At 66.8% G+C, this 22998-nt stretch carries 19 protein-coding genes; 1 reads left to right on the forward strand and 18 read right to left on the reverse strand.

Annotated elements, in window-relative coordinates; all coding sequences use genetic code 11:
• Window positions 1-46: 46 nt before the first annotated feature.
• The 5 genes from nusA to BKK81_RS13560 all read right to left on the reverse strand — a co-directional run bounded on the left by nusA (window position 47) and on the right by BKK81_RS13560 (window position 6423).
• The gene (gene nusA / locus BKK81_RS13540) at window positions 47-1522 is read right to left on the reverse strand and encodes a transcription termination factor NusA (RefSeq protein ID WP_071013808.1); all 1476 of its coding nucleotides are present in this window, start codon (window positions 1520-1522) and stop codon (window positions 47-49) included.
• On the reverse strand, window positions 1519-2007 hold the full coding sequence (gene rimP / locus BKK81_RS13545; RefSeq protein WP_071013809.1) for a ribosome maturation factor RimP: 489 nt from the start codon (window positions 2005-2007) through the stop codon (window positions 1519-1521). The genes nusA and rimP overlap by 4 nt, the downstream gene beginning before the upstream one ends.
• Before the next feature lie 245 nt (window positions 2008-2252).
• Complete coding sequence (rluB, locus tag BKK81_RS13550) at window positions 2253-4142, reverse strand: 23S rRNA pseudouridine(2605) synthase RluB (RefSeq protein ID WP_071013812.1); 1890 nt, start codon at window positions 4140-4142, stop codon at window positions 2253-2255.
• A 4-nt stretch (window positions 4143-4146) separates the two neighbouring features.
• The gene (gene scpB / locus BKK81_RS13555; protein WP_071013813.1) at window positions 4147-5052 is read right to left on the reverse strand and encodes an SMC-Scp complex subunit ScpB; all 906 of its coding nucleotides are present in this window, start codon (window positions 5050-5052) and stop codon (window positions 4147-4149) included.
• A gap of 612 nt (window positions 5053-5664) precedes the next feature.
• Window positions 5665-6423, reverse strand: coding sequence for a sulfite exporter TauE/SafE family protein (locus tag BKK81_RS13560; protein ID WP_071013816.1), 759 nt, complete (start codon window positions 6421-6423; stop codon window positions 5665-5667).
• Between the two features lie 80 nt (window positions 6424-6503).
• On the opposite strand from BKK81_RS13560, the gene fnr reads away from it, so the two are divergent.
• The gene (fnr, locus tag BKK81_RS13565; protein ID WP_071013819.1) at window positions 6504-7229 is read left to right on the forward strand and encodes a fumarate/nitrate reduction transcriptional regulator Fnr; all 726 of its coding nucleotides are present in this window, start codon (window positions 6504-6506) and stop codon (window positions 7227-7229) included.
• A 75-nt stretch (window positions 7230-7304) separates the two neighbouring features.
• On the opposite strand, the gene BKK81_RS13570 is transcribed toward fnr, so the two are convergent.
• The 13 genes from BKK81_RS13570 to BKK81_RS13630 form a co-directional block, all read right to left on the reverse strand.
• Window positions 7305-7550: a hypothetical protein gene (locus tag BKK81_RS13570; RefSeq protein ID WP_071013821.1), complete on the reverse strand. Its 246-nt coding sequence runs from the start codon at window positions 7548-7550 to the stop codon at window positions 7305-7307.
• Window positions 7547-7765: a hypothetical protein gene (locus BKK81_RS13575; protein ID WP_071016462.1), complete on the reverse strand. Its 219-nt coding sequence runs from the start codon at window positions 7763-7765 to the stop codon at window positions 7547-7549. The genes BKK81_RS13570 and BKK81_RS13575 overlap by 4 nt, the downstream gene beginning before the upstream one ends.
• Window positions 7766-7887: 122 nt before the next feature.
• Complete coding sequence (ccoG, locus tag BKK81_RS13580; RefSeq protein ID WP_071013824.1) at window positions 7888-9357, reverse strand: cytochrome c oxidase accessory protein CcoG; 1470 nt, start codon at window positions 9355-9357, stop codon at window positions 7888-7890.
• Between the two features lie 52 nt (window positions 9358-9409).
• Window positions 9410-10324, reverse strand: coding sequence for a cytochrome-c oxidase, cbb3-type subunit III (gene ccoP, locus BKK81_RS13585; RefSeq protein WP_071013826.1), 915 nt, complete (start codon window positions 10322-10324; stop codon window positions 9410-9412).
• Window positions 10321-10518 carry a cbb3-type cytochrome oxidase subunit 3 gene (locus BKK81_RS13590; protein ID WP_071013828.1) on the reverse strand — a complete coding sequence of 66 codons (198 nt, stop codon included), beginning with the start codon at window positions 10516-10518 and terminating at the stop codon, window positions 10321-10323. Before BKK81_RS13590 ends, ccoP begins: the two co-directional genes overlap by 4 nt.
• Before the next feature lie 4 nt (window positions 10519-10522).
• A complete protein-coding gene (ccoO, locus tag BKK81_RS13595; RefSeq protein ID WP_071013831.1) occupies window positions 10523-11191 on the reverse strand; it encodes a cytochrome-c oxidase, cbb3-type subunit II in 669 nt (222 codons plus the stop codon).
• Window positions 11192-11209: 18 nt separating this feature from the next.
• Window positions 11210-12658, reverse strand: coding sequence for a cytochrome-c oxidase, cbb3-type subunit I (gene ccoN, locus BKK81_RS13600; RefSeq protein ID WP_071013834.1), 1449 nt, complete (start codon window positions 12656-12658; stop codon window positions 11210-11212).
• A gap of 163 nt (window positions 12659-12821) precedes the next feature.
• Window positions 12822-12971 (reverse strand): cbb3-type cytochrome oxidase assembly protein CcoS, encoded by a 150-nt coding sequence (gene ccoS, locus BKK81_RS13605; RefSeq protein WP_071013837.1) that lies wholly within the window; start codon window positions 12969-12971, stop codon window positions 12822-12824.
• Window positions 12972-12973: 2 nt separating this feature from the next.
• Window positions 12974-15574: a heavy metal translocating P-type ATPase gene (locus tag BKK81_RS13610; protein ID WP_083384111.1), complete on the reverse strand. Its 2601-nt coding sequence runs from the start codon at window positions 15572-15574 to the stop codon at window positions 12974-12976.
• A 170-nt stretch (window positions 15575-15744) separates the two neighbouring features.
• Window positions 15745-16842, reverse strand: coding sequence for a cell division protein ZapE (gene zapE, locus BKK81_RS13615; protein WP_071013839.1), 1098 nt, complete (start codon window positions 16840-16842; stop codon window positions 15745-15747).
• A gap of 156 nt (window positions 16843-16998) precedes the next feature.
• Window positions 16999-18423: a dihydrolipoyl dehydrogenase gene (gene lpdA, locus BKK81_RS13620; protein WP_071013842.1), complete on the reverse strand. Its 1425-nt coding sequence runs from the start codon at window positions 18421-18423 to the stop codon at window positions 16999-17001.
• A gap of 105 nt (window positions 18424-18528) precedes the next feature.
• Window positions 18529-19779, reverse strand: a complete 1251-nt coding sequence (odhB, locus tag BKK81_RS13625) for a 2-oxoglutarate dehydrogenase complex dihydrolipoyllysine-residue succinyltransferase (protein ID WP_071013844.1) — start codon at window positions 19777-19779, stop codon at window positions 18529-18531.
• Window positions 19780-19871: 92 nt separating this feature from the next.
• Entirely contained in the window at window positions 19872-22724 is a 2853-nt protein-coding gene (locus BKK81_RS13630; RefSeq protein ID WP_071013845.1) for a 2-oxoglutarate dehydrogenase E1 component, read from the reverse strand.
• Window positions 22725-22998: the final 274 nt, after the last annotated feature.

The following is a 22998-nucleotide window of genomic DNA, read 5'->3' on the forward strand; positions in this document are numbered from 1 at the left end:
GTTCGCGGAAATCGCGCCCGGGGCGCGCGGGCCCCGGGCGTGTCCCTCAGTTAAACCAGTGTTCCCGTGCCTTCATGATCAGCGCCTTGGCTTCTTCCTCGCTGACGCCGATCATCTCGATCACTTCGTCGACGGCCAGCTCGGCCAGGTCGTCGCGCGTGTGGATATTGCCTTCCGCCAGCTTGCCGATCAGTTCCGGGGTCAGGCCTTCGAGGGAACGCAGATCCTGCGACACCTCTTCCACCCTTTCTTCCCGGGCCAATTCCATCGTCAACAGCGCGTCGCGCGCGCGGTTGCGCAGTTCGTTGACCGTGTCCTCGTCGAACGCCTCGATCTCCAGCATCTCGCTGATAGGCACGTAGGCCACTTCCTCCAGCGTGGAGAAGCCTTCTTCGATCAGGATGTCGGCCACTTCCTCGTCCACGTCCAGCTTGGCCATGAACAGCTTGCGCACGACCTCGCTTTCCTCGGCCTGCTTCTGCGCCGACTCTTCCTGGGTCATGATGTTGATCTGCCAGCCGGTCAGCTCGGACGCCAGCCGCACGTTCTGCCCGCTGCGGCCGATGGCGACGGCGAGGTTCTCCTCGTCGACCACCACATCCATGCAGTGCTTCTCTTCATCGACCACGATCGACTGCACTTGCGCCGGTGCCAGCGCGCCGATGACGAACTGCGCCGGATCCTCCGACCACAGCACGATGTCCACCGCCTCGCCGCCGATCTCATTGCGCACCGCGGTCACGCGCGTGCCACGCACGCCGACGCAGGTGCCGATCGGATCGATACGCTTGTCGTGGGCGACCACGGCGATCTTGGCGCGCACGCCAGGATCGCGCGCGGCGGCCTTGATCTCCAGCAGGCCCTGCTCCATCTCGGGTACTTCGTTCTCGAACAGCTTGACGAGAAATTCGGGCGCGGTGCGCGACAGCTCGATCTGCGGTCCGCGTGCGGTGCGGTCGACGTTCAGGATGTACGCACGCACGCGGTCGCCGGTGCGCAGGTTCTCCTTCGGGATGATCTGGTCGCGCGCCAGCAGCGCCTCGACGCGGCCCGACTCGACGATCAGGCCCTTCTTGTCGGCACGCTTGACCGTGCCGGTCATGATCTTTTCGCCGCGGTCGAGGTAGTCGTTCAGGATCTGCTCGCGCTCGGCGTCGCGGATGCGCTGCAGGATCACCTGCTTTGCGGCCTGGGCGCCGATACGGCCGAACTCGACCGACTCGATCTGTTCCTCGATGTAGTCATCGAGCTTGATGTCGGGATTCTGCTCGACCGCCTCGAACAGCAGGATCTGTTTGTCCGGCTCCTGCAGGCCTTGTTCATCGGGAACGACAAGCCAGCGGCGGAACGTTTCATGCTCGCCACTTTCACGATCGATCGCGACACGGATGTCCACGTCTTCCTCGAAGCGCTTCTTGGTGGCCGAGGCAAGAGCCGCCTCGAGCGCACCGAATACCACATCCTTGTCGACGTTCTTCTCACGCGCAAGCGCATCGACGAGCAACAGAACTTCGCGGCTCATTGCTTGTTCCCTTTTCTTTGATTTCCTTTGAAGTCGATCACCGGCACCAGGCGCGCGCGGTCGACATCGGATACAGTGAATTCCAGCAGCGACGGGCCGTTCTTCCCTTCGAACTCCAGGCCGATCTTCTCGGCGCCAGGCTCGCCGGCCGGTGCCTGCAGCACGCCGACGAAGTTCTTCTGCCCGTCGACCGGCAGGCGCAGCGTGACCCTGGCCTGCGCGCCGGCGAAGCGGACGTAGTCGGCCAGCTTCTTGAGCGGCCGGTCCAGCCCCGGAGACGACACCTCGAGGCGCTCATAGTCGACGTTCTCGACCGTCAGCACGTGCGTCAACTGCCGGCTGACCTTCTCGCAATCCTCGATGACGATGCCCGTCTCAGGCTGATCGATATACACGCGCAGCAATCCTGCCGGGGCACGCTCGAGCTCGACCAGCTCGTACCCCATGCCGTTCAGGGTGGTTTCGATCAAATCTGCCAGATGCACTGTATTCCCGAGTAATGGCCTTCAAACACGATCGCGGGCCGTGCGGCATCCGCTTCGGCTCGCCGCGCCACCCCCGAAACGAGAAACCGGATGGAGCAAAAAAAAATGGGCGCAATGCCCATCATTCGCTCACCCATCTGAGGATGACACTTTTGAATAGACTTGGATTATACGCAGATTATGTGCAAAAGGCAAAAGGCCGACCGGGCAGCCACGCCACCCGGCTTTGCGCCTTTCACCGCACCTCAGCGGTTGCCGCCGCGCTGGCCGCCACCACCACCGCCGCCACCGCCGCTACGACCACGCGGGCGCCGGTTGGCGCCACCGGATTTGGCCGCCTTCGGCATCACGTTGCCGTTCACATCGCCGCCACGTCGCTGCTGTTGCTGGCGACCGGCACCACCGCCGCCGGCGCCAGCCTTGCCGCGCCCACCACCCTTGTTGCCGCCCTTGTTGCCACCCACCGGCATGGCTGCGCCGGGAAGGCTCACGCCGCTGGCAAGCTTGGAATGCGAAGTCAGCAGGGTGGGACCGTGACTGATGTACCCCATCGACGTCTGCATCGGGTCCGGCTGGCCACGGCCGGCACCATTGCCCCGGCCGCCTGCCGCACGCTCGAAGCGCGGCAGGCCGTCCATGCCGGTCGGCATCGGCATACCTGCCAGCGCCGCTTCCTCGCGCTGCTTGCGGCCGCCGACCTTGGTCACACCCTTGCTCGATTGCTCGCCCTTGCCGGGCAGCTTGAGCCCGATGCCGCTCATCAGCGCGCGTACCTCTTCGGCCTCCAGCTCGTGCCAGCGACCGCGCTTGAGTCCGCGCGGCAGCAGGAACTGTCCGTAGCGCGTGCGGATCAGGCGCGACACCGTCAGCCCCACCGCCTCGAACATGCGGCGCACCTCGCGGTTGCGCCCCTCGGTCAGGGCCACGTGGTACCAGCGGTTGATGCCCTCGCCGCCGCCATCAGCGATGCGCAGGAAGCTCGCCTCACCGTCGTCGAGCTGGATGCCGTGCAGCAGCCGCTGGCGATCGGACTCGGCCAGCTCACCCAGCGTGCGCACCGCGTACTCGCGCTCGACGCCGTAGCGCGGATGCATGAAGCGGTTGGCGATGTCCCCGGAGGTGGTGAAGATCAGCAGGCCTTCCGTGTTGAAGTCCAGGCGGCCGACCGCGACCCACTTGCCGGTCTTCATGCGCGGCAGGTTGTCGAACACGGTCGGGCGGCCTTCCGGATCCGACTGACTGACGATCTCGCCGGACGGCTTGTGGTAGAGCAGCACGCGCGGCGGCTTGCTCGAAATCTTGCGGGCAATCAGCTTGCCATTGACGCGGACCTGGTCGGTCGGCAGGATGCGCTGGCCGATATGGGCCGGCAGGCCATTGACCGACACGCGCCCCTGCAGGATCAGTTCTTCCATCTCGCGGCGCGAACCCAGCCCGCCATCGGCCAGCACTTTGTGCAGCTTGGGCGCATCATCGTCGGCCGACAGTTCGCGCACCGGCTTCGCCTTGGTGCGCGGCACCACGGTCTCTTCCTGGTCGAACTGGTCCGAGATCACGAAGCGGAACAGATCGTCGGGGCTGCCAGCACCCTTGGGCGCGCCCTGACGCGGCTGCGTGGCCTTGCCCTTGGCCTGCGGGCGGCCGCCGGCCTTGGCCGACTCGCCGGCCGGCTTTGCCGCCCGCCCCTGCTGGCCTTGTCCCGGCCTGCGCTTGCGCGCACCACCTTCGCGGCCACCCGGCGCGGCCGGCACCGGCTGCCCGTCCTGGCCCGGCGCAGCCTGTGCCGCTTCGGCACGGATGGCCTCGGCTTCCGCGTCAACCGCTGCAGCCTTGCGCTTGCCGCGGCTGCGCCCTGCCGACTTGCCGCCTTGAGCCGACGCCGCCGGCGCAGCCTCGCCAGGCGCGGCATCGCCGCCTTCGGGCGCCGCGCCACGGCCGGCCTCTCGATCCTGCGCCGCCTGGCGGCGGCTCGCCACCAGATTGCGCAAGCCGCGCCGCAGGCCCTTGCGGCGTGCGCCGCCCTCGGGAGATGCGCCGGACTCGGCCGCACTGCCGGCATCGCTGCCCGGCGCATCCGCGTGGCGGACGTCTTGCTCTACAGAATCGGACAAAGTATTCACAATCGGATGTTGCATGGGTTCAGTTAGGCAGGCGCTCGTCGCGCGCATCGCGCTCGCCGTCTGCCGGCGTGAGAGCATCGGCCGGCTGGGCGGATGCGGTCTCGGTATCGGGTACGCCGTCGGCCGGCGTCCGCGCGGACGCCTCGGCGGCATGGCTGGCTGGCTCAGGTATCTGCCGCACAGCCTGGGGAACGGCGTCAAACCCGGCGGGAACCTGCCCAGGTGCGGCTTCGATGATCGCCTCGGTAAGCGTCGCCGGCGCCAGGCCGCCGGCGACACGGCCGGCCTCGGCGACCGTCATGCCATCCAGGGCCAATTGCCCCTCCGCATCCTGCCCGGCGGGCACGCCGGCCTGGCCAAGCGACTCGAAGTCAATGGCCTGCTGGTCCAGCAAGGCCGCCTGGATCTGCGCTTGCGCATCCTCCAGCTGGGGCAACTCGTCCAGGGTACGCAAGCCGAGATCATCGAGGAAAGCCTTGGTGGTCGCGTACAGCGCGGGCCGCCCTGGCACATCGCGATGGCCGATCACTTCGATCCATTCGCGGTCCTCGAGCCGCTTGATCACCTCCGTGCTGACGGTCACCCCGCGGATCTCTTCGATGTCGCCGCGGGTTACCGGCTGCCGGTACGCGATGATCGCCAGCGTCTCCATCACCGCGCGCGAGTATTTCGGCGGCTTCTCCGGATTCAGGCGATCGAGGTATTCGCGCATGCCGGGCCGGCTCTGGAAACGCCAGCCACTGGCCAGCGCCACCAGTTCCACGCCCCGATCACGCCAATCCAGACGTAACTCGTCCAGCAGCACGCGGATGGTGTCGGCAGCCACCTCATCGGCGAACAACCGTCGCAGTTCCGCCACGCGCAAGGGCTCCTGCGCGCAGATCAACGCAGTCTCGAGGACGATTTTCGCCTCTTGGGTATTCATATACGGATGTGTGCAGCCTGTCTTTGCACCTGCCCCCGGCGGACCGCCGGAGGATTCGGGGATTTCGGATCCAGCGAGGCCGAAGCGCCATCGCCATCTCATTGCGCGGCCGGCCGGCATGCCGTCCGCATGAAAGCCGCGCGCCCATCTTATTCTGCTTCGGGTTGCCGGGTCAGTCCGGCGGAGAATTGCCCTGCTGCCGGCCTCAGCGCCGGCCGAAAGGCCTCTTGCGTTGCACCGCCCTTCTGGAGCGGCGGATCGGCGCGAACGGGTCCAACCCCTTCCGCCGCAAGAACGATGCAGTCATCCGCACGGTGTTGCGCACCTCCCGTCGCGCAACGCCCAGCCGGTCTTTTGAACCGGAGATCTTGTCAACCGGCATGGCTTGCTGCGAGGTGGCTACGTCCGTCAGCAACATTCTGCCCGGACTGGCCTCAGGACGGCCGTTCGAGTTGCCCGGCCATGCGCGCGGCAGCGCCAGCGCGATAGATACTGCAATGCTGCCGATTGTAGGGCATTCCGGCCCGGCGCTGCAACCGCCCATCACCAGCGCGGCGCCTTCGGCACACCCGACAAAGTGCCTCACGCATCACCAAAACAGAAGAGCCCCCTTCAGAACACCACACAGAAGCCGTGTGCGGCGAGCGTGTGCGGCAACATCGCCGCCCGCACAAGCCCGGCCGCACCAAACCCCATCACTGCCACGCCGGCACCGACGCGCACCCAGGGCCGGCGCGACCAGCCGCGCAACGCGCCGGACAGGCCGGACAACATCAGCAGGTTGGGCAAGGTCCCGAGACCGAATACCCCCATCAGCAAGGCCCCCGACAACGCGTTGCCGGCAAGCAACGATAGGGTGAGCGCACCGTAAACCATGCCGCACGGCACCAGCCCCCACGCCAGACCGATGCCGAAACGCCTGAGCAAGCGCGGGCGGACCTGAATCGGGGCGGACGGGGCACCGGCGCGCCGCCCGCGGAGGCGGCCTGCCAGGGCTCCGGCCCCACGCGCCACCAAGCGCTCCAGCGCGGCGAACTGCGGCGCGCGCCCGGCCAGCAGCCACAGGCCGGTGCCCAGCAGGACCATGCTGCCAGCGGCAAACAGGCCGCGCTGCAGCGGCAGGTATTGGGCTCGCCAGGCACCGGCGCCGACCGCGCCCAGCGCGGCACCGAGCAGCATGTAAGTCACCACCCGCCCCGCATGCATGGATAACTGTTCACGTAACCAGTCCCGCGGCCTGCGCAGCACGACGACCGGCGCTTCCGCCTGCGGCCGCTCGACCGCCAGTGCAATGCCGCCGCACATGGCTGCGCAGTGCACGCCACCCAGCAAGGCCAGCAGAAAAACACTGAAAAAGACCGCCGCAGTCAACTTTCGCTCCCCTTCGGATGCCTTCACACAGTAAAATGCAGAAATTGCGCCCTCGCAGCTCAACGACAATAGGCCCCGGCTTGCTCAATTCCATCCCCGTCACCGCGATGTCGCCCCGTTGCTCGTCCTGCTCGCTCGGACACCTGTGCGTGCCGGTCGGCATGAACCGCAACGACATCGAAAAGATCGACTCGCTGGTGAAGGAACGCGTGCGAGTCCACAAGGGCGAGACGCTCTACCGGCTCGGCGAACCCCTGAGCGCAGTCTACGCGGTGCGCTTCGGCACCCTGAAGACACACGTGACGATGGAAGACGGGCGCTCGCAGATCACCGGCTTCCACCTGCCGGGCGAAGTCGTCGGACTCGACGGCCTCGGCGAGATGCAGCACGCGTCGGATGCTACCGCACTGGAAGACACCGAGGTCTGCGTGATGCGCTTCAACGACCTGCAGACCCTGTCGACCACCGTGCCGTCGCTGCAGCAGCAGTTCCTGCGCATGATGAGCAAGGAGATCACGCAGGACCAGGTCATGCTGCTGACGCTCGGCTCCATGCGCGCCGAGGAGCGCCTGGCCGCCTTCCTGGTCAACCTGTCCGAGCGCCTGTCGGAGCGCGGCTACTCGTCGACCGAGTTCGTGCTGCGCATGAGCCGGGAGGAAATCGGCAGTTATCTCGGCCTCAAGCTGGAAACCGTCAGCCGCCTGTTCTCGCGCTTCGCCGAGGCCGGGCTGATCCAGATCCGCCAGCGCCACGTCAAGCTGGTCGACGTACCCGGCATCAAGCAGATCTACGGCAAGAGCTGCTGACCAAGCCGAGGGCGCAGGCATCCGGCGCCTTCGACAGGCCCCGTTCTGCCCAGCCCTTCGGCCTGCGCGCATCCCCTACTCCAGTTCGTCGGTATCGCCGAGGCGCACCGGCATCGTATAAAAGGTCAGGGCGCTCGACAGCGAGCACAGCAGCCAGGCCAGCAGGAAGCCGATGGTGTAGACCGCCTCGCGCGAGGCCTCGACCGGCCGCCCGAACAGCCTGAGATCGCTTGGATCCACCAGCGAGAACACCGCGGCGGTTGCCACACCGGCGACCAGGAAGGCCGGCCACAGGACCCACATCAGCCAGCGCAGTCTCATGGCCGCTCCGTGGCTGTCGCGCCGGACACTGCCCGCGCCGCGCCCTGCCGCTCGACCACCAGCCCGTGCCGGCTGACGCCCTCCTCGATCGGCTTGTCGGGATGCGTCATCGCCAGCCAGATGGTCACGCCGCAGGCGGCCATCGCCGCCAGCGGCCCGCTCATCAGCAGCCAGGGCCAGGGTTCCTTCCACCACGGCCGCACGGCCTGCTGCATCGTGCCGGCGTCCGTCAATGATTGTCGGGCGGGTCCTTGCATGGCTTCGCTCCTTGCTGTTACGCACGGCGGCATCGTGGCCGCCCCGCTTGTCTGCCCTGCGGCAATCCCCTCCGCACGCCCTACAGGTCGCGCGGCACGATGAAACTAGTCGATTGGTTCACCTCGACGACATGCCCCTCCTCCTGGCCGCCCTGCACCGTCACGCGGATCTTGTGCGTGCCCTGCCGCGCCTGCTCGAGCGGCACGCGCACGCGGATGGCCAGCAGGCGGTTCGAGGTCGGTGCGAGTTCGCCGGTCGCCCCGTCGGACTCCACGCGCAGCTTGCCGAGTTCCGCACTGTCGGCGCGAATGGTGAACTGCATCGGCGCCTCGCTAGTATTGATCAACTGCAGGCGGTAGACGTTCTCCACCCAGCGCCCCTCGACTTCGCGCCCGAGGCTGCCGCGGTCGCGGATGATATCCACCTTCAGCGGCGTGCGCAGTGACAGCGAGATGGCGAAGCCCGCCAGCAGTGCCAGCCAGATCGCCGAATAGATCATCACGCGCGGACGCAGCAGGCGCTTGCGCGTCGCCTGGGCCGACCAGCCCTTGCGCATCGCGTTCTCCGACGTGTAGCGGATCAGCCCGCGCGGGTAGTCCATCTTGTCCATCACCTGGTTGCAGGCATCGATGCAGGCGCCGCAGCCGATGCACTCGTACTGCAAGCCGTCGCGGATGTCGATGCCGGTCGGGCAGACCTGCACGCAGATGCTGCAATTGACGCAGTCGCCAAGCCCAGCGGCGCGGTGGTCGGCCTTGCGCGAGCGGCTGCCGCGCGGGTCGCCGCGGCCGCTGTCGTAGGTGACGACAAAGGTGTCGCGGTCCACCATCACGCTCTGGAAGCGCGCGTAGGGACACATGTACTTGCACACCTGCTCACGCATGAAGCCCGCGTTGCCCCACGTGGCGAAGGCGTAGAACAGCATCCAGAAGGCCTGCCAGGGCCCGAGCGCGAACGCAGCCACCTGCCCGCCCAGCTCGCGGATCGGCGCGAAATAGCCAATAAAGGTGAAACCGGTCCACAGCGCCACCACGATCCACAGCAGATGCTTGGTCGCCTTGATGCGCAGCTTGCGCAGCGACCACGGATCGCCGTCGAGGCGGATGCGGGCGAAACGATCGCCTTCGACATGCCGCTCGATCCACATGAAGATTTCGGTATAGACCGTCTGCGGACAGGCATAGCCGCAGAACAGCCGGCCGGCGATGGCGGTGAACAGGAACAGGGCCAGCGCCGAGATCACCAGCAGCACGCTCAGGTAGATCACGTCCTGCGGCCACAGCACCAGCCCGAAGATATAGAACTTGCGCGCGCCCAGGTCGAACAGCACCGCCTGGCGCCCGTTCCACTGCAGCCACGGCGTACCGTAGTAGATCAGCTGCGTCAGCAGCACGAGCCAGACGCGCCAGTTCGAGAAGGCACCGCTGACCGAGCGCGGGTAGATCTTGCGGCGGACTTCATACAACGCCTCGTCGACCGACTCGGTCGCAGGCGCTGCGGTTGCCGGCCCGCCCTTGCGGGCCAGCGGTTCCGTCTCCGGTGCATTCATTGGCTGGCTCCGGCGGCGCACGCGCCCTGCGGCGCGGCGCGATGCACTTTCCTCATCGTGACGCCTCCGGCGCGTTCGACAGCCCCCAGACGTAGGCGGTCAGCATGCGGATACGCTCCGGCGTCAGGATCTCTTCATGCGCAGGCATATGGTTGTTGCGTCCCTTCAGGATCCCCTCCACGATGGTGGACTCCGAGCTGCCGTACAACCATGTGTTGTCGCTCAGGTTCGGTGCGCCCAGCGCCTGGTTGCCCTTGCCGTTGGCGCCATGACAGGCCGCGCAGGTGGACTTGAACGTGCCCTCGCCACGTGCGGCACGGATCGGATCGTAGGCCAGGCCCGACAGGGAACGCACATACTGCGCCACGTCGCCGGCGAGCTTGGCATCGATGACCGCCGAGAACGGGGGCATCACGCCATTGCGACCCTTGGTGATGGTCTGCTGGATGGTCTCGGGCTCGCCGCCGTACAGCCAGTCGTGATCGCTCAGGTTGGGGAAGCCGCGGCTGCCGCGCGCGTCCGAGCCGTGGCATTGCGCGCAATAGTTCAGGAACAGCCGCTGCCCGATCTCTCGCGCCTCCGGATCGGCCGCCACCTGCTTGATATCCATCTTCATGTACTTCGCGTAGACCGAGTTCTGCAGTTTCTCCGCGGCCTGCCGGTGCGCTGCGAGTTCGCCTTGTGTGGAGAACTTCAGCAGGCCGGCGTAGGAACCGAGCCCCGGATACAGCACCAGGTAGCCCAGGCCGAAGATGCAGGCCAGCAGGAACATCCACATCCACCAGCGCGGCAGCGGGTTGTTGAGCTCGCGCAGGTCGCCGTCCCAGACATGGCCGGTGTCCTCGACCGCGCCCTGTGCCTTGGCGACCTTGCGTTGCGAGAACAGCAGCCAGACGCACCACACGATGCCCGCCAGGGCGATCGCCGCGATGTAGTAGCTCCAGAAATCCGAGATGAAGTCGCTCATGAACTGATCTTCCTGCTAGATGTGGTATCCACATGGCTGCCCGCGCCCGCCACCGACGTCTCGTCAGGCAGTGCGAACGGCAGCATGGCCGACTCTTCGTTGGCGCGCCGGCGGCCGGCGGACCAGGCCCACCAGCAGATGCCGAGGAAGAAGAGCATCGACAGCACGGTCGAGAATGCGCTCAGCATGGCCATGGCCTCACTCCTTGGCCGGCTGCCCGCCGGCAACCGCGGTGTCGACCCGCACATTGCGCTTGTTGATGCCCAGGCCCTGCAGATAGGCCACCAGCGCGTCTTCCTCCGTCTTGCCTTCCAGCTCGGCCGGCGCCTTGGCGATCTCGTCGTCCGTGTAAGGCACGCCCAGGCGGCGCAGCGCATGCATGCGCGCCTGCACGTCATGCGTTGGCAGCACGGTCCTCTCCAGCCACGGGTAGGCTGGCATCACCGATTCCGGCACCACGTCACGCGGGTTGCGCAGGTGGATGCGCTGCCAGTCGTCCGAATAACGGCCGCCCACGCGCGCCAGATCCGGGCCGGTACGCTTGGAACCCCACAGGAAGGGATGGTCGTAGACCGACTCGCCCGCGGTGGAGTAATGGCCGTAGCGCTCGGTCTCGGCCTGCAGCGTGCGGATCTGCTGCGAGTGGCAGCCGACACAGCCCTCCCGGATATAGATGTCGCGGCCCATCAGGCGCAGCGCCGAGTATGGCTTGATGCCGGGATCGGGCTCGGTGGTCGAGTGCTGGAAGAACAGCGGCACGATCTGCACCAGGCCGGCAATGCTGACGACCACGATGGTGCAGATGATCAGCCAGCCGACATTCTTCTCCAGCGTCTCGTGCGAAAAGAAGCTTCGATTCTCAGACATGGTCCTTTCCTGGGCGTATCAGTGGGCGGTGGCCGGCAGGCTCGCCGGGATCGGTGCATCGACCGCGGGCCGCCCGACGATCGTCTTGGCCACGTTGTAGGCCATCAGCAGCATCCCCGAGAGGAAGCAGATACCGCCCGCCAGGCGGATCAGGTAGAACGGGTACTTGGCCTTGACCGCCTCGACGAAGGCGTAGGTCAGCGTGCCGTCCGGCTGCGTGGCACGCCACATCAGGCCTTCCATCACGCCGGCGATCCACATCGAGGCGATGTACAGCACCACGCCGATGGTGGCGATCCAGAAGTGCAGCTCGATCAGGCGCACGCTATACATCTGCTTCTCGCCGAACAGGCGCGGGATCAGGTAGTAAAGCGAGCCAATCGAGATCATCGCCACCCAGCCCAGCGCACCCGAGTGCACGTGGCCGATGGTCCAATCCGTGTAGTGCGACAGCGCGTTGACGGTCTTGATCGACATCATCGAGCCCTCGAAGGTCGCCATGCCGTAGAAGGACAGCGCCACCACCAGGAACTTGAGGATGGGATCGGTGCGCAGCTTGTGCCAGGCGCCCGACAAGGTCATGATGCCGTTGATCATGCCGCCCCAGGACGGCGCCAGCAGGATCAGCGAGAAGACCATGCCCAGCGACTGCGCCCAGTCGGGCAGCGCGGTGTACTGCAGGTGGTGCGGGCCGGCCCACATATAGGTGAAGTTCAGCGCCCAGAAGTGGACGATGGACAGGCGGTACGAATAGATCGGACGCTCGGCCTGCTTGGGAATGAAGTAGTACATCATGCCCAGGAAGCTGGTGGTCAGGAAGAAGCCCACCGCGTTATGGCCGTACCACCACTGCACCATGGCGTCCTGCACGCCGGCATAGGCCGAGTAGGACTTCCACATCGACACCGGCATCTCGAGGTTGTTGACGATGTGCAGCAGCGCGATGGTCAGGATGTAGGCGCCGAAGAACCAGTTGGCCACGTAGATATGCTTGGTCTTGCGCTTGATGATGGTGCCGAAGAACACCACCGCGTAAGCCACCCACACCAGCGTGATCAGGATATCGATCGGCCATTCCAGCTCGGCGTACTCCTTCGAGCTGGTGATGCCCATCGGCAGCGTGATGGCCGCCGCCACGATCACCAGTTGCCAGCCCCAGAAGGTGAAGGCCGCCAGCGGACCGCAGAACAGGCGGGCCTGGCAGGTGCGCTGGACCACGTAGTACGAGGTCGCGAACAGCGCGCTGCCGCCGAAAGCGAAGATGACTGCATTGGTGTGCAAGGGGCGCAGGCGCCCGAACGACAGCCACGGCGTGTTGAAGTTGAGCTCCGGCCAGATCAGCTGTGCTGCGAGCAGCACGCCGACGGCCATGCCGACGATCCCCCAGACCACAGTCATGATGGCGAATTGCCTCACGACGCCGTAGTTGAAGGTGTCGACGCGTGAAGACGCGGCAGTGACATCCATTCAGACCCCCCAAGACTAAGTAGTGAAAACCGATCTGGCGAAAGCGCCGATGATGTGAATGTATGAAGCCCGGGCCCCGCGTGCGTTGATCTGCATCAAGCGCCCCCCGCTGCGCGCAGAACCGAAGGCATCGGCCACGGTCGCACGCCACCTGCCACCGCCCTCAGGACGGCTTGTCGTTGTCGAGCAGCACCGCTTCGGCGGGCCGGTCGAGGTCGTCGTACTGGCCGGCGTGCAAGGCCCACCAGAAGGCGCCGGCAATCAACACGACCAGCGCCAGGCTCAGCGGCACCAGCAGGTAAAGCGTTTCCATGGTCAGTCCTCCGAGGCTGGATCCGTCGCACCGGACGCGGCCGGCGCCGACAGCAGGCGCCAGGCATTCGCCACCACCAGCAGCGAGGAGATCGACATGCCGAGACCCGCCATCCAGGCCGTGACGAAGCCGGTGGCCGCCAGCGGGATCGCCAGCACGTTGTAGAGGAAGGCCCAGGCGAGGTTCTGCCGCACCACGCGGCGCGTGCGGCGAGCGATGGCCAGCGCCGTCGCGATCTCGTCGACGCCACCGTGCGCCAGCACCGCGTCCGCGCCGGCCTGCGCCAGCGGAGCGCCGCTGCCGATCGCGATCGAGACCTGGGCCTGCGCCAGCACCGGCGCGTCGTTGATGCCGTCACCGACCGCCAGCACGACCGCGCCGCGCTGCTGCAGCGCGCTCACATAGTCGCGCTTGTCCTCGGGCGTGGTGCCGCCGCGGGCATCGGCGATGCCGAAGCGGCGCGCCCACCAGTCGACCGTCGCCGGATCATCGCCGGACACCAGGTGGCAGCGCACGCCCAGGCCCCGCAGTCGCGCCAGCAGGACGCCGGTACGGGCGCGCTCGACATCGTGCAGCACGAAAGCCGCCAGCCAGCGGTCCGCTTCGCCGAGCCAGACCGCGGTGGCGCCTGCCGGAAGATCGGGCTCGGCCGCACCGTGCAAAAGATCGCCCGGGGCGCCTCCCGCCAGTTCCGCGACGAAGGACTGGCGTCCGAGCCGCAGGCGCCGCGCGCCGATGCGGGCCTCGAGGCCCTGCCCCGGCACGCTGCGCAGCGCGGCGACCGGCACCACCTGGGGCGGGGAGTCCCCCTCCCCATCGGCCGCCGTGGCCGCGCGGCGCTCCTGCGCCGCCGCCACCAAGGCCTGTGCGATGGGATGCTCGCTTGCCGCCTCCATGGCAGCGGCGAGCGCCAGGCACTGGTCGGCTGGCGCGCCCTGCGCCGCACGCACCTCGGCCAGCGCGAAGCGTCCTTCGGTCAAGGTCCCGGTCTTGTCGAGCACGACATCGCTGACCTGCGCCAGCGTTTCCAGCGCATGGCCGCGCGTCAGCAGCACGCCGCGCCGCGACAGCGAGGCGCCGGCAGCCGCCAGCGCAGCCGGCGTCGCCAGCGACAGCGCGCAGGGACAGCTCACCACCAGCACCGCCACCGCCACCAGCAACGCGCGCGCCGGATCGATCCAGGCCCACCAGACCAGGCCAGTCACGCCCGCCAGCAGCAGCAAGGCGGCCACGAACCAGCCAGCGACGCGGTCGGCCAAGGTCGCCAGGCGGGGCTTGTCGGCCAGCGCACGGTCCAGCACGGCGACGATCTCCGCCAGGCGCGTGCCTGCGCCGATGCGCTCGACGCGGATTTCGAGCGGGCTGGCGGTGTTGAAGCAGCCGGCCAGCACCGCTTCGCCGGCCGCGCGCCGGACCGGCCGGCTCTCGCCGGTCAGCATCGACTCATCGAGCGCGCTGCTGCCGGCCTCGACCACGCCATCCGCCGGCACCACCTCGCCTGCCTTGACACGGATGCGGTCGCCGGCGCGCAAGCGCGCCACCGGCACGCGCTCCACATTGCCGCCGGCGTCCAGGCGTTCACAGGTGGCCGGCAACTGGCGCGCCAGCATCTCCGCGCCGCTGCGCGAGGCCTGCCGCATGCGCAGCTCCAGGTATCGCGCCGCCAGCAGGAAGGCGACGAACATGGTGACCGAATCGAAGTAGACCTCGCCGCTGCCGTGCACGGTCGCCGCCACGCTGGCCAGGAAACCCGCGCCGATGCCCAGTGCCACCGGCACGTCCATGCCGGCGTGGCCCCGGCGCAGGCTGCGCCAGGCACCGGCGAAGATGGGGGAGGCGGAATACAGCACGACCGGCAGCGTCAGCAGCAGGCTGGCCCAGCGCATCAGCTGCAGCATGGCGGGGTCGATGGTGGCCTCGTGCGTGTAGATCGGCCACGCGTACATCATCACCTGCATCATGCCCAGCATGGCCACCGCCAGCCGCATCAGCAGGCCGCGGCGCTCGCGCCGGTCATCCGCGTCCGAGCGCGACAGCTCGAAGGGCCAGGCAAGGTAGCCGATCTCGGCCAGTGCCGCCAGCAGGCCGGCAACGCCGGTCTGCTGCGGGCGCCAGCGCACCAGCACGCGGCGGGTGGCCACGTTGGCCACGACCGATTCGACGCCCGGCAGCCGCGCCAGGTGCTGCTCGATCAGCCAGGCGCAGGCGGCACAGCGGATGTTCTCGGGGGTCAGCGTGATTTCGGCGCGCCCGCCATCGAGCGGCCGCACGAACTGCGCGCGCAGTTCCTCGCTGTCGTAGGCTGCCCACACCGGCTCAGCCTCGCGCCGCGCGGCATCGTCGATCGGGCGGGCGAAACGCGTCTGGTCGCCATAGAGATGGCCGAAGCCGGCCGCGTGCAGCGTCTGCGCCAGGGCCTGGCAACCTCCGCAGCAGAATGCACGCGCCTCGCCATCGATGTCTGCGCGGAGGACACCGGCCTCGGGCAGGGCCTGCCCGCAGTGAAAGCAGGCTGCCGCGGCGTGGCGCCCCGTCCCGCCCGCAAGCGGGCGCGGCACGGCACGCGTGCCGGCTGGCAGGGGACATGTGTCGGCAGAAGGCATCGGGGGTCTCTTTTTACCCGATGCATGGTAGAGGCACAGCCGTCAAACGAACTTGACGCAGATCAAGTCCCGGGCCGGCTGCCGCCGGGAAAGGCGGCCTGTACCTGGGGCCGGCATCCCCCGCAGGCAGGGACCCGTGAGCCGGCGCCCCGGCGGGCCGGCGGGCGCCTTCAGGTCAGTGTCGTATCCACCACGCGCCGCTCGGACTCGAGATACTCGCGCGACTGCATCTCGATGATGCGCGACACCGTGCGGTGGAATTCGTTGGCCATCTGGCCTTCGACGTAGAGCTCGTCGGCGGGCACCTCGGCCGACATCAGCAGCTTGACCTTGTGGTCGTAGAAGACGTCGATCAGCCAGGTGAAGCGGCGCGCCTCGGACGACATGCGCGGCGTCATGCGCGGCACCTCGGACAGGATCACCGTGTGGAACTGCGAGGCGATCTCGAGATAATCGTTCTGCGAGCGCGGGCCGCCGCACAGGGTGGCGAAATCGAACCACACCACGCCGTTGGCGCGCCGCAGCGCACGCAGCTCGCGGTGCTCGATATGCAGGATCGGCGATTCGTCAGCCACCCCGGCCAAGCCGGTGAAGGCATCGCGCAGGGCCGAATTGGCCTTGGCCCCGAGCGGGGTATGGTAGGCCTGCACCTGCGCCAGCGTGCGCTTGCGGTAGTCGATGCCGGCGTCCACGTTGAGGACATCGAGCTTCTCCTGCAACAGCGCGATGGCGGGCAGCACGCGGTCGCGGTGCAGTCCGTCCGGATAGAGCAGATCGGGCCGGTAGTTGGACGTCATCACGAACTGCACACCGTTGGCGAACAGCTGCTGCAGCAGGCGATGCAGGATCATCGCGTCGGCGACATCGTTGACGTGGAATTCGTCGAAGCAGATCAGACGGAAGCGCTTGGCGATGCGGCGTGCCAGTTCGTCGAGCGGATCGGGCCGGCCGCGCAACTCTTCGAGCTGGCGGTGCACCTCGCGCATGAACTCGTGGAAATGCAGGCGGGTCTTGCGCACCACCGGCACGCAGGCGTAGAAACTGTCCATCAGGAAGGACTTGCCGCGCCCCACCCCGCCCCACATGTAGACGCCGCGCGGTACCTCGGGATGGACCAGCAGTTTCTTCAGCGCATTGTTGCGGCGGCCCTTGTAGGCGACCCAGTCGTCGTAACACCGCTGCAACCGCTCGACCGCGCGCAGCTGGGCCTCGTCCGAGGTGTAGCCGCGCTGCTTCAGTTCCTGATCGTAGTACTCGCGAACGTTCATGCTGTCTGCTGTCTTGTGTTGCCGGCGGCGGCCGCGACCGCTGCCGGACTGTGCGTCGGCGCGGAAGAGGCGATGCCGCGCCTGAAAGCGAAAACGGCGCGCCGTGCGAACGGCGCGCCGAAGCTGCAAGATGTCAGGCCTGCAAAGGCGCGGACCTTACATATTGAGCTGACGCTTGTCCACGGCCAGCGCAGCTTCGCGCATGACCTCGGACATCGACGGGTGCGGGTGGCAGACACGGCCGATGTCTTCGCTGGCGGCCTTGAACTCCATCGCCACCACGGCTTCGGCGATCAGGTCCGACGCGTTGGCGGCAACCACGTGCACGCCCAGGATCTCGTCGGTCTTGGCGTCCGCCAGCATCTTGACGAAGCCGTCGGCGTGGCCCATGCCCAGCGCACGGCCATTGGCCATGAAGGGGAACTGGCCGGCCTTGTACTCGCGGCCCTCGGCCTTGAGCTGCTGCTCGGTCTTGCCGACCCAGGCGATTTCCGGGAAGGTGTAGATGACCCAGGGAACGCAATTGTAGTCGATATGCGGCTTCTGGCCGACGATGCGCTCGGCCACGGCCACGCCTTCGTCTTCCGCCTTGTGCGCCAGCATCGGGCCGCGCACCACGTCGCCGATGGCCCACAGGCCCGGCACCTTGGTCGCGCAGTGGTCATCGACCTCGATGAAGCCGCGCTGGTCGGTCGCCAGGCCGACGGCTTCCAGGCCCAGGTTGTCGGTGTTGGGCACACGGCCGACCGAGACGATCAGGCGGTCGACTTCCAGCGTCTGCGCCGCGCCATCCTTGTCGGTATAGCGCACGGTCACGCCATCCTTGCCGGTGGTGACCTCGTCGACCTTGACGCCCAGGTGGAACTTCAGGCCTTGCTTGGTCAGCTGCTTCTGCGCTTCCTTGGCTACGCCTTCGTCGGCGGCGCCCAGGAAGGCCGGCAGGGCTTCCAGCACGGTCACGTCGGCACCCAGGCGACGCCACACCGAGCCCAGCTCCAGGCCGATCACGCCGGCGCCGATCACGCCCAGCTTCTTCGGCACGGAGGCGAACTTGAGCGCGCCTTCGTTATCGCTGATCAGGTTGTTGTCGACGGCGATGCCAGGCAGGTGACGTGCCTTCGAGCCGGTGGCGATGATGACCTGCTTGGCGGTGACGACTTCGCCGGCGATCTCGACCTGGAAGCCCTCGGCGGTCTTGCCGACGAACTTGCCGTAGCCCTTGAGCAGCGTGACCTTGTTCTTGCGGAACAGGAACTCGATGCCCTTGGTCATCTTGCCGACGATATCGTCCTTGCGCTTGAGCATCTTGGCCACGTCGACCTTGACGTCGCCCACGGTGATGCCGTGGTCGCCCAGGTGGTGCGAGACATTCTCGAACTCTTCCGAGGAGGCCAGCAGCGCCTTGGAGGGAATGCAGCCCACGTTCAGGCAGGTGCCGCCCAGGCGGGGCTCGTTCTTCGGATCGTCGTAGGCGTTGCCTTCGCAGCAGGCCACGTTCAGGCCCAGCTGGCCGGCGCGGATGGCAGCGATGTAGCCGCCGGGACCGGCGCCGATCACCAGCACGTCGAATTGTTTGCTCATGGAGATTCCTTTTGCGGCCCGCCCGGCAGATGCCGGCCGGGGCGCTTTCGATTCTTCAGGCCACCGGCAGCGCGGGCGCGGCGGCGGCATGGCGTGAGAGCCGGATTACAGGTCCAGCAGCAGGCGGGCCGGATCTTCCAGCGCGTCCTTCATGGCGACCAGGCCCAGCACGGCTTCGCGGCCGTCGATGATGCGGTGGTCGTAGGACATGGCCAGGTAGTTCATCGGACGGATCACGATCTGGCCGTCTTCCACCACGGCACGCTCCTTGGTGGCGTGCACGCCCAGGATGGCCGATTGCGGCGGGTTGATGATCGGGGTCGACAGCATCGAACCGAACACGCCGCCATTGGAGATGGAGAACGTACCGCCGGTCAGTTCTTCCAGCGACAGCTTGCCGTCGCGGGCCTTCACGCCGAATTCGGCGATCTTCTTCTCGATGTCGGCCAGGCTCATCTGGTCGGCATTGCGCAGGATGGGCACCACCAGGCCGCGCGGCGAACCGACCGCGATACCGATGTCGAAGTAGCCGTGGTAGACGATGTCGTTACCGTCGATCGAGGCATTGATCAGCGGGAACTTCTTCAGCGCGTGCACCGCTGCCTTGACGAAGAAGGACATGAAACCCAGCTTGACGCCGTGTTCCTTCTCGAACTTGTCCTTGTACTTGTTGCGCAGGTCCATCACCGGCTTCATGTTCACTTCATTGAAGGTGGTGAGGATGGCGTTGGTGGCTTGCGATTGCAGCAGGCGCTCGGCGATACGGGCACGCAGGCGGCTCATCGGCACGCGCTCTTCCGGGCGGTCGCCCAGGGCGGCGAAGTCGACCGGGGCGGCGACCTGCTGCAGCGCCGGCTTGGCGGCTGCCGGAGCGGGAGCGGCCTTGGCGGCCGGTGCCGGGGCGGCGGAGGCGGCCAGCACGTCACCCTTGGTGATGCGGCCATCCTTGCCGGTGCCGGCGACCTGGCCGGCCGACAGATTGCCTTCGGCCATCAGCTTGGCGGCCGACGGCATGGCGACGGCGCCGGCCGGAGCGGCAGCGGCAGCCGGAGCGGCAGCGGGCACGGCGGCCGGAGCGGGCGCGGCGGCGGCCGGGGCCGGGGCGCCGGCGGTGGCTTCGGTGTCGATCTTGGCGATGATCTCGTCGGCGACGACGGTGTCGCCGTCATTCTTGACGATCTGCGACAGCACGCCGGCGGAGGGGGCCGGCACTTCGAGCACGACCTTGTCGGTCTCGATTTCGATCAGGATTTCGTCCTGGGCGACAGCCTCGCCGGGCTTCTTCTTCCAGTTCAGCATGGTCGCTTCGGCGACCGACTCGGACAGTTGGGGAACCTTGACGTCAACAATAGCCATGGTTGGATATTCCTAGATGTATGCGTGTGTTCTTCGACGATGCATGGCACCGGGCGGCGCGATCGGTGATCGCGCCGCCCGGGCAGTCTCGATTACTTGGTCAGCACGAAGCCCTTGAGCTTGGAGAAGGCCGCGTCGAGCAGCGCCTTCTGCTGCTCGTTGTGCTTGGCGTAGTAGCCCACGGCAGGCGAGGCCGAAGCCGGGCGACCGGCGTAGCCGAGCTTCTGGCCGTCGGTCATGTTCTCCATGATGTAGTGCTGCACGAAGAACCATGCACCCTGGTTCTGCGGCTCGTCCTGGCACCAGACGATCTCGGTCGCGCCCGGGTACTTCTTGAGCTCGGCCGCCAGTGCCTTGTGCGGGAACGGGTAGAGCTGCTCCAGGCGGATCACGGCGGTATCCGACGCGTCGCGTTCCTTGCGGGTATTGACCAGGTCGTAGTAGACCTTGCCCGAGCACAGGACCACGCGCTTGACCTTGGCGGCGTTGAGGTCGCCCTGGTCGCCGATCACGGTCTCGAAGTGGCCCTTGGCGAGGTCGGCCAGCGGCGACACCGCATCCTTGTTACGCAGCAGCGACTTCGGCGTCATGATGACCAGCGGCTTGCGGAACAGGCGGATCATCTGGCGGCGCAGCAGGTGGAAGATCTGCGCCGGCGTGGTCGGCTGGGCTACCTGCATGTTGTGGTCTGCACACAGTTGCAGGAAACGCTCGATGCGCGCCGAGCTGTGTTCCGGACCCTGGCCTTCGTAGCCGTGCGGCAGCATCAGGGTCAGGCCCGAGGCGCGGCCCCACTTCACTTCGCCGGAGCTGATGAACTGGTCGATCACCACCTGGGCGCCGTTGACGAAGTCGCCGAACTGGGCTTCCCAGATCACCAGGGCGTTCGGCTCGGCGGTCGAGTAACCATATTCGAAGCCCAGCACTGCCTCTTCGGACAGCACGGAGTCGATCACGGTGAACGGGGCCTGGCCTTCCGAGACGTTCTGCAGCGGCACGTAGGAACCGGCATCCCAGCGCTCACGGTTCTGGTCGTGCAGCACGGCGTGGCGGTGGGTGAAAGTGCCACGGCCGGCATCCTGGCCGGTGATGCGCACGGCGTAGCCCGAGGCCACCAGCGAGGCAAAGGCCAGGTGCTCACCCATGCCCCAGTCCAGCGACTGGTCGCCACGGCCCATGTTGGCGCGGTCCTTGATCACCTTCTCCACCAGCGGATGCAGCTTCAGGTGCTCGGGGATGGTGGTGATACGCTCGGCCAGGCGCTTGAGCTCGGTCACCGGCACGGCGGTGTCGGCGGCGTCGGTCCACTTGCGGTTCAGGAAGGGGATCCAATCCACCGCGAACTTGTTCTTGAAGTTCGACAGCACCGGGTCGACGGTCAGCTTGCCCGCATCCATGGCGGCACGGTATTCCTTAACCAGCTGGTCGCCGAACTCGCCGCCGGTCAGGTTCTGCGCCGTCAGCTTGTCGGCATACAGCTTGCGCGTGCCGGGGTGCTGGCCGATCTTCTTGTACATCAGCGGCTGGGTGACGGCAGGCGTGTCCTGCTCGTTGTGGCCCAGCTTGCGGAAGCAGATGATGTCGACGACGACGTCCTTGTTGAATTCCATGCGGAAATCGACTGCCAGCTGCATGGCGAACACCACGGCTTCGGGATCGTCGCCGTTCACGTGCAGCACCGGCGCCTCGATCATCTTGACCACGTCCGTGCAGTACAGCGTCGAACGTGCGTCACGCGGGTCGGAGGTGGTGAAGCCGATCTGGTTGTTGATCACGATGTGCATCGTGCCGCCCGTGCCATAGCCGCGGGTCTGCGCCAGGTTCAGCGTTTCCATCACCACACCCTGGCCGGCGAAGGCTGCGTCGCCGTGCACCTGCACCGGCAGCACTTCCTTGTGGCCGGCACCGCCGCGGCGTTCCTGGCGGGCCTTGGACGAACCCTCGACCACCGGGTTGACGATTTCCAGGTGGGACGGGTTGAAGGCCAGCGACAGGTGGACCGGGCCGCCCTCGGTGGAGACGTCCGACGAGAAGCCCTTGTGGTACTTGACGTCGCCGGCAGGCAGGTCATCGACGTGCTTGCCTTCGAACTCGGCGAACAGGTCCGCCGGCATCTTGCCCAGGGTGTTGACCAGCACGTTCAGGCGGCCGCGGTGGGCCATGCCGATCACGATTTCCTGCACGCCCTTGCCGCCGGCGTGCTGGACCAGTTCATCCATCGCGGCGATGAAGCTTTCACCGCCTTCCAGCGAGAAGCGCTTCTGGCCGACGTACTTGGTGTGCAGGAAGCGCTCGAGGCCTTCGGCGGCGGTCAGGCGCTCCAGGATGTGCTTCTTCTTCTCCAGCGTGAACACCGGCTTGGAACGCGTGGTTTCCAGGCGCTCCTGCCACCAGCGCTTCTGCGCCTGGTCGCTGATGTACATGAACTCGGCGCCGATGGTGCCGCAGTAAGTCTCGCGCAGGTTGTTGATCAACTCGCGCAGGCTCATCGACTCCTTGCCGAAATAGGTATTGCTGGCATTGAAGACGATGTCGAGATCGCTCTCGGAGAAACCGTAGAAGGCGGGATCCAGGTCCGGCAGGGGCGGACGCTCCTGGCGCTTGAGCGGATCGAGGTCGGCCCAGTGCGAACCGATGTTGCGGTAGGCGGCGATCAGCTGCGTGGCGGCCACGCGCTTGCGGCCCATGTCCGAATCGGCCGAGGCGACGATGGTCTTGATCGGGCCTTGCTTGGCGCGCTCGGCGAACGAGGCGACGATGGGAGCGTGGGGGATGTCGCGGGCGTTGGAACCATCGACGGCGGGCACGTTCTGCATCGCGTCGAAATACGCACGCCAGTTGTCGGGAACCGAGGCGGGGTTTTCGAGATAGGCTTCGTACAGCTCTTCCACGTAGGGCGCGTTACCGCCGAAGAGGTACGAATTGCTCTGATACTGCTGCATCATGGGGCGCTCACTATTCTCCGGGACTGCCGGAGTTAAGCGGGTTCATCAACCTTCCGCGACACGGCTTGACCGGTTAGCGGATTGCAAACAACTCTTTGAAGCCCCTCTTAAGCAAACGGCGCCAGCCTGGTTTGGGCGGCGCCGACACTGCTGAGGACCTTCAAGGGCAAGTTGTGCGGGAAGGACCTAAGTCTTCACTCGCATAAGCATAGCACGTTTGCCTAGGCGCGCCCGCGTTTTTTCCGGGTATACGCGGTAGTACTACAACAGTGCC

The organism is Cupriavidus sp. USMAHM13 (assembly GCF_001854285.1).
Taxonomy (GTDB): domain Bacteria; phylum Pseudomonadota; class Gammaproteobacteria; order Burkholderiales; family Burkholderiaceae; genus Cupriavidus; species Cupriavidus malaysiensis.